The following is a 12,943-nucleotide window of genomic DNA, read 5'->3' on the forward strand; positions in this document are numbered from 1 at the left end:
ACCGCCGCGCGCTCCGGCCCGACACGCGAGAAGTACCTGGGCGACTGGAGGCCGTACGCGTAAGAGATGCCTGGCGGCAACCCGGGCGGCCGCGGCGGCGACTGACGGGACAACACCCCCGCTCGCCCACCCCCTCTCCGGGAGCCTCGCGCGCTACCCGTTCCATCCCCGCAGACGCAGGAAGATCACACGCCTGGCGTGCGTGGCCGCATGGGGTCGGCGGAGGGGACCCAGGGGCGGGCCAGTTTGTAGTACGCGTCGGGGGCGCCGCTCGTGACAAGGGACCGCACCACGAGGTGACCGCGCGGGTTGGCGAAACAGGGCGGTCAGTGGAGCTTTCCTGCTCCCGCCCGGTGGCCCACCACGTACGGCACCGCGCGCGGATGGTCGACGTGGGTGCGCAGGTGGGGTGTCCAGTCCGCGCCGGAGCGGAGAGGGTTGTCGGGGAACTGAGCGTTGTGCGCGGCGATCAGGTCGGTCCGCCTGCCGTTGACGTGGTTGTGGTCGGCGGTGACCGGGGCCTCCTTCCACTTCTTCAGGATCCGCCCGGCGCTGACACCGGTCGGCAGCATGAACGCGTTGTGCTGCGCCACGAGTTGGGACTCCGCGCCGATGCCGAACGAGTACTGGTAACCGTCACGCGGGACGACGAAGTGGTTGTTGTAGGCGTCGACCTTGCCGAAGCGCACGCGCGGGGCGCGCTCGACGACGTCCCGGAAGAGGTTGTGGTGGAGCGTGACGCGGAGTTTGCCGCGGTCGGTGGCGCCCGCGCTGTCGCTGTTGCCGATCATGAGTGTCTTGTCGTGGTCGGCGAAGACGTTCCAGGAGACGGTGACGAGGTCGGCGCCGCGCACGATGTCCAGTTCGCCGTCGTGCCGCTGGTAGAGCTCGCCGTAGTAGGAGGGCAGCGAGCTGTCGGGGTGGGCGCCGTCGGTGAAGGTGTTGTGGTCCAGCCAGACGTGCGTGGAGCCGTACACCACCGCGCTGTCGTACTCCGAGTTCCAGGCACCCCGCGCCCCGTCCGCCGGGTCCCACTGGGGGAAGCAGTCGAGGGGGCTCTCCAGGGTGAGGTCGCGGACGATGACGTTGTCCGCGCCCTTGATCTGGAGGCTGCCGCCGGTGATCCCGGCGTGCGCGCCGACTCCGACGACGGTCGTGTCGGAGGGGATGTACGCCGTGACGGCCGCCGCCTGCCGGGCCGCCGAGGCCGCGCGCAGGTCCTCCTGCTCGCCGCTGACCGGCCGGTCCCTGCCCCACACCGCGGGGTCGTACGCGGCGAGGTACGTCGCGAAGTCGTACCCCTCGGCCTCGAACGCCGCGCAGCCGCCCGTCCCCGTGGCGTCCAGCGTGCCCTTGACCTTGATGATCCGGGGGCCTTCCCCGCCCGCGGAGAGCGCCGCCTTGAACTGCCGCCAAGTGGTGACGGTGTGCGTGCGCGCGGGCCCCGCGCCCGCGCCGCCGGTGGTGCCGCCGTCGGCGGAGGCCCAGCCGTCGTGGGCGGGCAGCACGTCCCGGGGGCCGTGGGCGGGCCCCGGGTGCGCCGTCGCGGTCCACGTCACGGGCATGGCGAGCGCGAGGGCCGTACAGCCCGCGACCACAAGGGAACGGACACGCGTCGTCATGATCTCTCCTCCGCCGGCCAGGTGATCCAGGACTCCGGGACCTCGTCGTCGAGGCGGCGCACGTCGCCCGGCGCGAGCACCCTGCGGTGCAGCAGCTCCGCCGCGACCAGGTGGGCCACGGCGATCGCGCCGGGCGGGTTGAAGTGGGTGTTGTCCTGCTCGGACGCGGTCCAGTTGAAGTACCGCTTCGTCTCCTCGGCGCCGAGCTTGCCCCACAGGGCGAGGGACAGCGCCTGGATGTCGAGGAGCGCCACGCCCTCCTCGGCGGCCAGGTCCCGCATCGCGGCCGGGTAGTCGCCGTGCGTGGGCACGGCGGTGCCGCCCTCGTCGAAGCGCCGGCGCTCCACGGAGGTCAGGAGCACGGGGCGTGCCCCACGCGCCCGCGCCCCCGCGACGTAGTGACGCAGGTGTTCCCGGTACGTCGTCCACGGCTCGGTGTACCGGGCGGGGTCCTCGCGCTTCTGGTCGTTGTGGCCGAACTGGACCAGGAGGAGGTCACCGGGGCCGATGGCGTCGAGGATCGCGGTGAGGCGGCCCTCGTCGACGAAGCTCTTCGAACTCCGGCCGTTCACCGCGTGGTTGGCGACGGTCAGCGCGGGACGCAGGAAGAAGGGCAGGGCCATGCCCCAGCCGGTCTCGGGCGCGGCGGGCGCGTACTTCTGGGCGGCGGTGGAGTCACCCGCGAGGTACAGCGTGCGGCGGCCCGGGCCCGCGGCGGTCACTGGTGCTCCTTCTTCCACTCGGCCTGCGCCTCGTCGAGCTGCTCCGCGAGCGAGTCAAGGAAGTCCTTCGCGGACATCTTGCCGAGGAGCACCTTCTGGAAGTCGGGCTCGTTCTCCGCCTTGCTGATGGTGTTCCAGTCGGGCAGGTGGTACGGCAGTTGCACGATCTTCAGGGAGCCGTCGTTCAGTGCCTCGGCGGCGAGCTTGGTGGGCTCGGACTTCTTCACCCACGGGTCCTTGGCGGCCTCGGTGTTGGCGGGGATGGCGCCCGCCGACTCGTTCCACTTGCTGTTGGACGTGTGCGAGGCGGCGAACTCGATGAACTTCCAGGCGGCCTTCTTGTTCTTGCTCGACTTGAACAGGCCCAGCCCGTCGACGGGGTTGGACACCTGGACGCGTACGCCCGCGCCGGTCGTCGGATTGGGCAGGCCGCGGAACGTGTCCTCGCCGAGCGCCTTCACGTGGTCCTGGTAGGAGCCGAGGTTGTGGCTGAGCATGCCGATCTGGCCGCTGTCCCACTGGGCGACCATCTTGGTGAAGTCGTTGTTGAGGTCGGCGGAGGGCGTGGCCTTCTTGTAGAGGGCCACGTACTTCTTCAGCGCCGCCACGTTTTTGGGATCGTTGACGGTTGTCGCGTCGCCGTCCCAGAAGTCGCCGATGCCGGACTGCCCGTACATCGCGTCGAGGGCCTGCGCGATGGAGCCCTCGCCGCCGCGGATGGTGTAGCCGAAGCGGTTGTTGTCCCGGTCGGTGAGCTTCTCGGCGGCCTCGTAGAACTTCTCCCAGGTGGTGGGCGCCGCCAGGCCCGCGGCCTTGAAGAGGTCGGTGCGGTAGTACAGGACGCCGTTGCTCGCGGACGTCGGGACGGTGTAGAGGTCGACGCCGCCGCCGGCCGCGCGGACGCTGTCCACCATCGCGGAGTTGAGCTTGCCGCGCAGCGCGCTCTTCTCGACGCGGTCGTCGAGCGGTTCCAGGGCGTCCTGCGCGGCGATCCCGGCGAGCATGGCGGCGCCGACGCCGCCGACGTCGGGAAGGCCGCCGCCCTGGATGGCGGTGTCGTACTTGGACTGGACGTTCTCGGCGGGCACACCCACGTACTTGACGTCGATGTCGGGGTTCTCTTTCTCGAAGTCCTCGATGATCTCCTGCCAGATGTCCTGGCGGACGGCCGTGTTGTTGTCCCAGAAGACGACCTCCCCTTTGCCGCTGCCCTCCCCGCCCTTGTCCCCGGCCGCGCCGCTGCCGTCGTCACCGCAGGCGGTGGCGGTCAGCGCGAGGGCGGCGGTCAGGGCGAGGGCGGCGGTCGTGCGGCGTCTGGTGCGCGGGGTCTTCTCGTTCATGTTCGTCATCGGCTCTCTTCTCGGGTTCGGGTCGCGTTTCAGTGGGTGATCCGGGAGAGGGTGCTTTGGGAGTGAGTGATGCGGGAGGGGGTGATGCGGAAGTGGGTGAACAGGGCCGTGCCCGTGGGGCCCGTGCCCTCGGGTGCCGCCGCGAACAGGCCGAGCAGCGCGCCGACCCAGCGCCAGGGCGTGGCGGCGAAGGCGGGGCCGCCGGTGGGCCGGAAGCCGTCGCCGGTCTCGGCGTGGAAGCGGCAGCGGGCGCCCTCGGTGACCTCGACGCGCAGCCGGGCCGTGCCGTGCGGCGCCGGGCGTGGCGGTGCGGCGTCCCGTTCGGCCTCCGTGCCCGCTTCGGCGAACCGGTGTACCAGGCGGACCGTGCCGCCCTCGTCCCGCTCCAGGCCCACCCATGAGTACGCGTCGCCGAGCACCGCCAACCCGGAGCGGGCGCCCGGCACTTCGGCGTCCAGGCGTAACTCCACCTCGACCGCGCACGGCCGCAGGGGCAGCCGCTGGGTGAGCGTGTGCGGCAGGGCGCGTACATCGTCGGCGCGCGCGGTGCGGACGCAGACCAGGCGCAGACCGTCCCCGGAGTGCGAAGTGGCCCAGCCGGTGCGGGGGTTGGCGGTCCACGACCACTGGGGGCCGTGCCGTCCGCCGGGGAAGTCGTCGCTCGTGGCGGGGGCGGACGGCGGCTGCGGCGGCAGGTGCGGCTTGCGGTGTACGTCCACGGGGGCACCCCCGTCCCCGAGCACCGGCCAGCCGTCGGCGCCCCACCGCATCGGCTGGAGGTGGACGACACGGCCGTACGCGCCGCGCTGCTGGAAGTGCAGGAACCAGTCCTCACCGGCCGCCGTGCGCACCCAGCCGCCCTGGTGCGGGCCGTTGACGTCGGTGCCGCCCTGCTGGAGGACGATGCGCTCCTCGTAGGGACCGTGGAAGGTGCGGGACCGGAAGGCGCCCTGCCACCCAGTCGCCACGCCGCCGGCCGGGGCGAGGATCCAGAACCAGCCGTCGTGCCGGTAGAGCTTCGGCCCTTCGATGGTGAACCAGCCGGGAAGCCGGTCACCATCGATCAACACCTTTCCTTCGTCGAGGAGTTCACGTCCGTCGGGGCTCATGCGATGGCCGGTGATCAGGTTCTTCACGCCGGACCGCGACTTGGCCCAGGCGTGCACGAGATAGGCCGCGCCGCTCTCCTCGTCCCACAGGGGGCAGGGGTCGATGAGGCCCTTGCCGGGCTTGAGGAGGTGCGGACGGGCCCAAGGACCGCGTATGCGCGGGGCGTTGATCTGGTACACGCCGTGGTCGGGGTCGCCCCAGAAGATCCAGTAACGCCCGTCGCGATGACGCAGGGACGGCGCCCACACCCCGCGGTCGTGCCGGGGAACGGTGAAGGCCTCGGCCGGTTCGAGGCGGTCCAGGGCGTGCCCGATGAGCGTCCAGTTGACAAGATCCCGGGAGTGCAGCAGCGGCAGCCCGGGAGACCGGCCGAAGCTGGACGCGGTGAGATAGAAGTCGTGCCCGACCCGCAGTACGTCGGGGTCCGACCAGTCGGCGGCGAGGACGGGGTTGCGGTAGGTTCCGTCGCCGAGGTCGCCGAGGTCGCCGAGGTCGCCGGTGGTGTCGGCGGCGGGCGTCCTCCTGCCGGGAGCGGCCGCGCTCACGCCGTCACCGCCTTGCGGACCAGGGCCGCCGCCTCGTCGCGGTTCAGGGTGCCGTCGGCGACGACGGTGACGACGCGGCGTACGAGCGTGTCGCTCGGGGAGATGGGCAGGCGGTCCTGGACTGCGAGGGAGGATCCGACGCCCGGGTATTCGGCGGCGCGTACGAACCATGGGTCTCGGCGGGTCCGGGCCGTGGCCCCGGCGAACACCAGTGTCCAGCCGTCCCCGGTCAGCGCCAGCCAGTCGGCACGGGCCGCGTGCGCGGACTCCTCGCCCTCCGCCTGCGGCGTGAAGACGCGTGGGGGACCGTCCGCCCTGGGGGCGCGCCAGAAGAAGCCGCCGTACGCGGCGCCCGGGCGGCCGTTGGTGGCCGGGCTGCCGAGGGACAGTTCGCCGCCGGTCGCGTTGGTGAGCGCGAACGTGAAGTCCAACGCCCATGCTGCGGCGGCCAGTTCGACGGCGGCGACCGTCCGCCGTTCGCGCAGCAGGACCTCGCCGCCCGCCGTCCAGTCGATGTCCTCGACGAAGCCGTCCGGGTCGCGCAGTTTGAACCCCCGGTGGTGCTGCACCCCGTGGTTGTCCAGCTCCGTCGGCCCCTGGCCGCGTACGAAGGTCCGCCCGCCCCAGAAGTTGTGTCCCGCCACATCGGGCACGGCGACCCCGGCCCCGAGGTGGTGCGGGTGGTCGTCGGGGGCCAGCCCCGTGACGGGCGTCCCGGCGAGCGTGGTGACGGGGTGCAGGTAGGGGCGGGGCGCCATGGCGCGGTCCAGGTCGGGCCGGATGACGTAGCGCGCCACCGGGCGCCCCGCGCAGCGCAGGAGAAGGGAGCCGGGCGGGGGCTGCGAGGAAGGGGAAGTGGTCATGACGTGTTCACCTCGTCGTGAAAGTCACCGGGAAAGTCACCGTGAAGGTCAGGGTGACGGTCACCGGAAGGGTCGTCCTGGCAGGGCGGGCGGGCCCAGGAGACGCCGAGTTCGGAGTAGAGGCAGAGCGTGTCGGCGGCGAGCGCGACCAGCCCGTCGATGCCCTCGACGACGCGCCGCCCGGCGCTCTCACCGGGAGCGCCGCGCCACGCGTCGGCGGGCAGCGCGACGGGGTCGGGTGCGCGCCTGACCGCCTCGACGACCCGCATGAAGGCGCCGGTGGTGGCGGGCGGCACCAGCAGCGGGGCGCGGCCCCTGAGGTGCTCGACCAGGTTCTCCAGGAGGTCGGTCCTGCCGTACAGGGCCGGTGAGCCCACGCTGTCCGTACCGCCGCGCCGCACCTGCACGCGGTCCTGCTTGTACCAGAAGGTGATGCGCCCCTCGCTGCCGTGTACCACGACGTACGGCTCCTCCGACGTGTCGGCGCACAGCGTCGCCGCGACGGTGATCCGGCCGCCGCCCGCCGTGGAGACCCGTACGCACGAGGTGTCGTCGGACTCGATGGCGTGGGCGCGGAAGAGTTCCGTCTCCACGTCCGTGACGTCCTCGGCGGCTGTGCTGCCCGCCAGGGCGAGGGCGGTGGCGACGGCGTGCGCGAGGGGGTTCGTCAGGACGCCGTCGACCACGTCCGCACCGCCCATACGGCGCCGCCCGGCCCACGGCGCCCGCCGGAAGTACGCCTCGTCGCGCACCCATACGCCGGCCCCGCCCACCCCGGTGACCTCGCCGATCGCCCCGTCGGCGACGAGCCGTCGGATGGCGGGGATCGCGTGCGAACCGAGCGACTGGAAGCCGATCTGGACGGCGGTCCCGGCCGCGGTGGCCCCGTCCGCCATCCGCCGGAACTCCGCGTACGAAGGCGCGGGCGGCTTCTCCAGGAGTACGTGGACGCCGCGCCGCGCGGCGGCGAGCGCCAGCTCGGTGTGAGTGGGGATGGGTGTGCAGACGACGGCGACGGCGGCGCAGGTCGAGTCGAGGAGCGCCGCGAAGTCGTCGGACTGCTCGACCGCGCCGAAGCCGACGAGTTCCTCACCGACCAGCGGTTTCAGTTCGCAGACGCCCACCAGGCGGACCAGACCGGCGAGTTGGAGGCGGCGGATGTTCTCCAGGTGCCGGCGGCCGTGGCCGTGGGCCCCCGCGAGGACGACGGGCAGCGGGAGCCGCAGCCCCCGCGTCGTGGCGCTCATCCCTTCACCGCCCCGGCGCTGAACCCGGTGACCAGCCACTTCTGGATGAAGGCGAAGACGATCACGACGGGCACGGCGGCGACGACACCGCCCGCGGCGAGCGCGCCGAGGTCGACGCTGTCGGCGCCCATCAGCGTGGCCAGACCGACCGGGATGGTCTGCTTGCCCTGGTCGCTGAGGAACATCAGGGCGAACAGGAAGTGGTTCCAGCTGTGCACGAAGGCGAAGGAGCCGACCGCGATGAGCCCGGGCCGCAGCATCGGCAGGACGACCGCGCAGAAGGCTCGGAAGCGTCCGCAGCCGTCGACCCAGGCGGCCTCTTCCAGGACGTAGGGCACGTTCTTGATGAACCCGCTGATGAGGATCATCGACAGCGGCAGCTGGAAGACGGTCTCGGCGACGATGACACTGCCCAGCGAGTTGATCATCCGCAGCTCGGCGAAGATCTCGAAGAGCGGTACGAGCATCAGCGCGCCCGGGATGAACTGCGAACAGAGCAGCGCCAGCATGAAGGCACGCTTGATCTTGAAGTCGAAGCGGGCCAGGGCGTAGCCGCCCGCGAGGGCGACGAGTGTGGTCATCACCATGGAGACGACGCCGACGAGCAGGCTGTTCTGGAAGAAGGTCGCGAAGCTGCGCTCGGTCCACACCTTGTCGAAGTGCTCGAAGGTGACCGGCCACGGCACGAGCGAGGTGGAGCCGGTGGGGCGCAGGGCGAAGAGCAGGATCCAGTAGAAGGGGATGAGGGTGAACAGGAGGTACAGCCCGAGGGGGGTGTAGATCTGCCAGCGGGGCGTGCGTCCGATGGCGGAGACCCTGGGCTTCTCCCTCGTCCCTGCCGGGCGGGTGGCGGTGGTGGCGGTCATCTGTCCTGGCCCCCGAACTTGCTGAGCCGCAGATACAGCAGCGAGCAGAAGAGAAGGATGACGAAGGCGATGGCGGTCAGCGCGGACGCGTAGCCGAAGTCGTGCGAGTCCACGGCGATGGACGCGATGCGCAGCGGCAGTGTCGTCGTCTCGCCGGCCGGGCCGCCGCCGGTGAGGGTGTAGAGCAGGTCGACGTTGTTGAACTCCCAGACCGCGCGCAGCAGCGTGGAGAGGATGATCGCGTCCTTCAGGTGCGGCAGCGTGATGTGGAAGAACTGCCGCCAGCGGCTCGCGCCGTCGACCTCGGCGGCCTCGTAGAGGTCCTTGGAGACGGACTGGAGGTCGGCGAGGATGAGGATCGCGAAGAAGGGGACGCCGCGCCAGAGTTCGGCGGCGACGACGGCGGGGAAGACCGTGCCGGTGTCGGAGAGCCAGGACGTGCCGTACGAGCCGATCCCGACGTCGGCGAGGTAACGGGTGATGCCCGTCTGGGAGTTGAAGATCAGCAGCCAGATGGTCGACGTGAGGACGCCGGAGACGGCCCACGGTGAGAAGACCAGGGCGCGGGCCATGGCGCGGCCCACGAAGGTCTGGTTGACGAGCAGCGCGAGCGCGAGGCCGAGCAGCAGTTGCAGCACGACCTCGACGGCCACCCACTGGAGGCTGAAGCCGAGCGTGTGCCAGAACTCGGGGTCGTCGGTGAAGGCGGTGACGAAGTTGTCGAGGCCCGCGAAGCCGTCGCGCCAGGGCTTGGTGGGGTTGTAGTGCCGCAGGCTGTAGTAGAAGACGCTGATGACCGGATAGGCGATGAAGCCGAGCATCAGCAGGGCGGCGGGGGCGATCAGCAGGTACGGGAGGCGGCGCGGGGGCGCCCCGACCCGCCGTCGCCCTCGCCGCGGCCCCCGGTCGGGCGGCGGCTGGGCTGTGCTCGGCGGTGGCTTCGCCACGGCTGCGGCCTGGGCCATGACACTTCTCCGATCGTGGATGTGCGGGTGAAGCGCTTCGCGCACGATGTTCGAAATCTCGGGCAAATAGGGGGACGGGGCGGGAGTTCAGCCCGCGTACGGATCCGGCACCGTGCCCGGCCTCGCCAGGAACGCGAAGTCGCAGCCCGTGTCGGCCTGCGTGACCTGCTCGCTGTAGAGCGCGCCGTACCCCCGCTCGTAACGGGCGGGCGGCGGCGTCCAGGCACGGCGACGGCGCGCCAGCTCCTGGTCGGACACCTCAAGACGCAGGCTGCGCGCAGCGACGTCGAGGGTGATCAGATCCCCCGTGCGCACCAGTGCGAGCGGCCCGCCGACGTACGACTCCGGCGCGACGTGCAACACGCAGGTGCCGTACGAGGTGCCGCTCATCCGCGCGTCGGAGATCCGCACCATGTCGCGCACGCCCCGCTTCAGCAGGTGGTCGGGGATGGGCAGCATGCCGTACTCGGGCATGCCGGGCCCGCCCTTGGGGCCCGAGCCGCGCAGGACCAGGACGTGGTCGGGCGTGATGCCGAGGGCCGGGTCGTGGATGGTGCGCTGCATCGTGCGGTAGTCGTCGAAGACGACGGCGGGGCCGGTGTGCCGCAGCAGGTGCGGCTCGGCGGCGATGTGCTTGATGACGGCGCCGTCCGGGCAGAGGTTGCCGCGCAGCACGGCGACGCCGCCCTCCTCGGCGACCGGGTTGTCGCGGGTGCGGATCACGTCCGCGTCGTGCACGCGTGCCCCCGCGAGCTGTTCGCGCAGGGTGTCGTGGCAGACCGTGGGCCGGTCCAGGTGCAGCAGGTCGGTGATGCGCGACAAGAAGCCGGGGAGTCCGCCGGCGAGGTGGAAGTCCTCCATCAGGTACCGCTCGCCGCCCGGCCGTACGTCGGCGAGCACCGGCACGGTGCGGGCGATCCGGTCGAAGTCGTCCAGCGTGAGCTGCACCCCGGCGCGTCCGGCCATCGCGGTGAGGTGGATGACGGCGTTGGTGGAGCCGCCGAGCCCGAGGACCGTGGTGACGGCGTCCGCGAAGGCGTGCGGCGTGAGGATCCGGGACAGCCTGCGGTCCTCGCGTACGAGGTCGACGATCCGCAGTCCCGACGCCGCCGCCATCCTGTCGTGCCCTGAGTCGACCGCCGGGATGGACGAGGCGCCGGGCACGGTCACGCCGAGCGCCTCCGCCGCCGCGGTGAGCGTCGAGGCGGTGCCCATGGTCATGCAGTGGCCCGGCGAGCGGGCGAGGCCGCTCTCCAGTTCGGTCAGCTCGCAGTCGCCGATGAGCCCGGCGCGGTGATCGTCCCAGTACTTCCACATGTCGGTGCCGGATCCGAGGGTCTCGCCCCGCCAGTGGCCCGGCAGCATGGGCCCGGCCGGCACGAAGACGGCGGGCAGGTCGACACTGGCGGCGCCCATGAGGAGCGCGGGCGTCGTCTTGTCGCAGCCGCCGAGGAGGACCGCGCCGTCGACCGGGTAGGAGCGGAGCAGTTCCTCGGTCTCCATGGCGAGGAGGTTGCGGTAGAGCATAGGGGTGGGCTTCTGGAAGGTCTCGCTGAGCGTGGAGACCGGGAACTCCAGGGGGAAGCCGCCCGCCTGCCACACCCCGCGCTTGACGGCCTGCGCGCGCTCGCGCAGGTGGGAGTGGCAGGGGTTGATGTCGGACCAGGTGTTGAGCACCGCGATGACGGGCTTGCCCAGGTGCTCCTCGGGGAGGTAGCCGAGCTGGCGGGTGCGGGCGCGGTGACTGAAGGAGCGCAGCCCCGAAGAGACGCTGTCGCCGTACCACTGACGGCTGCGCAGCTCCCGCCGCGTACGCTCTCCGGGCGCGCCGTTCACTGAGGCCTCTCCCCCTTCGGGCGCGCCGTTCACAGGGACCACCCCTCGACGATCGCCGCGACCTCGGCGCGCTCGGCCTCCGGCAGCAGACTGCTCGGCGCGCGCACGTCGCGGCGGCACAGGCCGAGGACGGCGAGGGCCTCCTTGACGACCGTGACGTTGTGCGCGGAGCCGTCGGCGGCCCGCAGTTCCTCGAAGCGGCGGATCCGCTCCCACACCTTCATGGCCTCGTCGTGGTCACCGGATCGAAGCGCTTCGATCATGCGCAGCGAAACGCCGGGGGCGACATTCACGAGGCCCGAGGTGAAACCGGTGGCGCCCGCCGAGAAGTACGAGGGCGCGTACGGCTCGGCGAGCCCCGCGACCCATACGAAGCGGTCGAGCCCCGCGTCGCGCGCGAACCCCGCGAACCGCGCCGCGTCCGGCACGGCGTACTTGACGCCGATGACGTTGGGGCAGGCGTCGGCGAGTTCGGCGAGGCGGGCACCCGGCAGGCCGGCGTCCCGCACGTAGGGGACGACCCCCAGGTCCGGCACGGCCTCGGCGATCGCCCGGTGGTAGGCGACCCAGCCCGCGTCGGAGACGTAGGGATGCACGGGCTGATGGACCATCACCATGCTCGCGCCGCGCTCCTCGGCGTGCCGGGCGGCGGTGACAGCGGTCGGCACGTCATGGCCCACGCCGGCGAGCACCACGGCCTCCCCGGCGGCTTCGGCGAGCGTCAACTCCACGACGTCCCGCCGCTCTTGGGGCGAGAGGGCGTAGAACTCGCCGGTGTTGCCGTTCGGCGTCAGGGTGCGCACCCCGCCGTCGAGCAGGCGGCGCAGGATCGTGCGGTGCGCCGCGCGGTCGACGGCGCCGTCCCGGGTGAAGGGCGTCACCGGGATCGCCACGACGTCGGCGAGTGCGGTGCGCTGCGTCTCGAACGTCACTGGGGTTCCCCTTCCCCGGGAAAGGCCCGGCGCACGAACGACTCGATGTGCTCGTGCAGGGCGCGCGCCGCCCCGTCCTGGTCCCCGGCGAGGGCGAGCCGCAGGATCCACTCGTGCTCGGTGGCCTCCCGGGCCCACGACGGGTCGGCGGCCCAGGCCACGGCGGAGACGAGCGCGGCCTGGTCCCGCACCCCGTCCAGCAGCCGCCCGAGGAGCGGGTTGCCGCAGTCCACGTACAGGGCGCGATGGAACTCCCGGTTGGCCAGGGAGCGTTCGGCCGCGTCCTCGGCGGCGTCGGCCCGCACCAGGGCCTCGCGCGCGGCATCGAGTGGGGCGCCGCGCAGCACGGTGCGGCGCAGCGCCTCGGGCTCCAGGAGCAGTCGTACGTCGTAGACCTCGCGCGCCATGGCGGCGTCCACGGTGCGCACGGTGACGCCCTTGTACTGACTCATCTCGACGAGCCCGGTACCGGCGAGGGTTTTCAGGGCCTCGCGCACGGGCGTCTTGGAGACGCCGTACGCGCGGGCGAGTTCCGTCTCGACCAGGGGCTGCCCGGGGCTCAACTCGCCGCTGAGGATGCGGTGTTTGATCGAGTCGAGCACGAACTGCGTGCGCGACGGAATCGGGACCGGGGGCGGCGCCGTGGCCGGGGTCGGGGTCGGGACGGACGTCATGGGCACCCTCAGATCTCGCGTATCGCGTCTCATATATGACGTACGAAGTACGACGCGTAGAAGCTAAGAGGGCGCCCGGGCTTCGTCAATGCTTCTGACAAAACCCTTCTGACAAGAGGGAGTTCGGGGTTCACAAACGGCTCAGCGGCCTCCGAACCGCCGTGCCGCGAGCAGGAGCCGGCGGTCGTAGCCGAACAGCGCCTGGTTCTCCG

The 12,943-nt window shown here is 71.8% G+C and carries 11 protein-coding genes; all 11 read right to left on the bottom strand.

All coding sequences use genetic code 11. The annotated features are described in order from the left end of the window. Nucleotides 1–326: 326 nt before the first annotated feature. Nucleotides 327–1,622 carry a pectate lyase family protein gene (locus tag ACOBQB_RS05125; RefSeq protein WP_423589111.1) on the bottom strand — a complete coding sequence of 432 codons (1,296 nt, stop codon included), beginning with the start codon at nt 1,620–1,622 and terminating at the stop codon, nt 327–329. Continuing rightward, nucleotides 1,619–2,344 carry a rhamnogalacturonan acetylesterase gene (locus tag ACOBQB_RS05130; RefSeq protein ID WP_423589112.1) on the bottom strand — a complete coding sequence of 242 codons (726 nt, stop codon included), beginning with the start codon at nt 2,342–2,344 and terminating at the stop codon, nt 1,619–1,621. The genes ACOBQB_RS05125 and ACOBQB_RS05130 overlap by 4 nt, the downstream gene beginning before the upstream one ends. Continuing rightward, nucleotides 2,341–3,693 (bottom strand): ABC transporter substrate-binding protein, encoded by a 1,353-nt coding sequence (locus ACOBQB_RS05135; protein WP_423589114.1) that lies wholly within the window; start codon nt 3,691–3,693, stop codon nt 2,341–2,343. Before ACOBQB_RS05135 ends, ACOBQB_RS05130 begins: the two co-directional genes overlap by 4 nt. Nucleotides 3,694–3,722: 29 nt before the next feature. Further along, nucleotides 3,723–5,348 (bottom strand): family 43 glycosylhydrolase, encoded by a 1,626-nt coding sequence (locus tag ACOBQB_RS05140; protein WP_423589116.1) that lies wholly within the window; start codon nt 5,346–5,348, stop codon nt 3,723–3,725. Continuing rightward, nucleotides 5,345–6,211 (bottom strand): PmoA family protein, encoded by an 867-nt coding sequence (locus ACOBQB_RS05145; RefSeq protein WP_423589118.1) that lies wholly within the window; start codon nt 6,209–6,211, stop codon nt 5,345–5,347. Before ACOBQB_RS05145 ends, ACOBQB_RS05140 begins: the two co-directional genes overlap by 4 nt. Next, nucleotides 6,208–7,458, bottom strand: a complete 1,251-nt coding sequence (locus ACOBQB_RS05150; RefSeq protein WP_423589119.1) for a Gfo/Idh/MocA family protein — start codon at nt 7,456–7,458, stop codon at nt 6,208–6,210. The genes ACOBQB_RS05145 and ACOBQB_RS05150 overlap by 4 nt, the downstream gene beginning before the upstream one ends. Beyond that, nucleotides 7,455–8,324 (bottom strand): carbohydrate ABC transporter permease, encoded by an 870-nt coding sequence (locus ACOBQB_RS05155; protein ID WP_423589121.1) that lies wholly within the window; start codon nt 8,322–8,324, stop codon nt 7,455–7,457. Before ACOBQB_RS05155 ends, ACOBQB_RS05150 begins: the two co-directional genes overlap by 4 nt. Further along, nucleotides 8,321–9,289, bottom strand: a complete 969-nt coding sequence (locus tag ACOBQB_RS05160; protein ID WP_423589123.1) for a carbohydrate ABC transporter permease — start codon at nt 9,287–9,289, stop codon at nt 8,321–8,323. Before ACOBQB_RS05160 ends, ACOBQB_RS05155 begins: the two co-directional genes overlap by 4 nt. Nucleotides 9,290–9,376: 87 nt before the next feature. Next, complete coding sequence (gene araD / locus ACOBQB_RS05165; protein WP_423589124.1) at nt 9,377–11,125, bottom strand: L-arabinonate dehydratase; 1,749 nt, start codon at nt 11,123–11,125, stop codon at nt 9,377–9,379. A 29-nt stretch (nt 11,126–11,154) separates the two neighbouring features. Then, nucleotides 11,155–12,057 carry a dihydrodipicolinate synthase family protein gene (locus tag ACOBQB_RS05170; RefSeq protein ID WP_423589126.1) on the bottom strand — a complete coding sequence of 301 codons (903 nt, stop codon included), beginning with the start codon at nt 12,055–12,057 and terminating at the stop codon, nt 11,155–11,157. Further along, a complete protein-coding gene (locus ACOBQB_RS05175; protein WP_423589127.1) occupies nt 12,054–12,731 on the bottom strand; it encodes a GntR family transcriptional regulator in 678 nt (225 codons plus the stop codon). The genes ACOBQB_RS05170 and ACOBQB_RS05175 overlap by 4 nt, the downstream gene beginning before the upstream one ends. Nucleotides 12,732–12,943 lie beyond the last annotated feature (212 nt).

Origin of the sequence: Streptomyces sp. G5(2025) (assembly GCF_049542075.1) — a bacterium.
Taxonomy (GTDB): Bacteria; Actinomycetota; Actinomycetes; order Streptomycetales; family Streptomycetaceae; genus Streptomyces.

Excerpts from the sequence above, each read along its gene's own strand:
- ACOBQB_RS05125 (WP_423589111.1), bottom strand. The coding sequence starts at position 1,622 with ATGACGACGCGTGTCCGTTCCCTTGTGGTCGCGGGCTGTACGGCCCTC.
- ACOBQB_RS05135 (WP_423589114.1), bottom strand. The coding sequence starts at position 3,693 with ATGACGAACATGAACGAGAAGACCCCGCGCACCAGACGCCGCACGACC.
- ACOBQB_RS05145 (WP_423589118.1), bottom strand. The coding sequence starts at position 6,211 with ATGACCACTTCCCCTTCCTCGCAGCCCCCGCCCGGCTCCCTTCTCCTG.
- ACOBQB_RS05150 (WP_423589119.1), bottom strand. The coding sequence starts at position 7,458 with ATGAGCGCCACGACGCGGGGGCTGCGGCTCCCGCTGCCCGTCGTCCTC.
- ACOBQB_RS05155 (WP_423589121.1), bottom strand. The coding sequence starts at position 8,324 with ATGACCGCCACCACCGCCACCCGCCCGGCAGGGACGAGGGAGAAGCCC.
- ACOBQB_RS05160 (WP_423589123.1), bottom strand. The coding sequence starts at position 9,289 with ATGGCCCAGGCCGCAGCCGTGGCGAAGCCACCGCCGAGCACAGCCCAG.
- ACOBQB_RS05175 (WP_423589127.1), bottom strand. The coding sequence starts at position 12,731 with ATGACGTCCGTCCCGACCCCGACCCCGGCCACGGCGCCGCCCCCGGTC.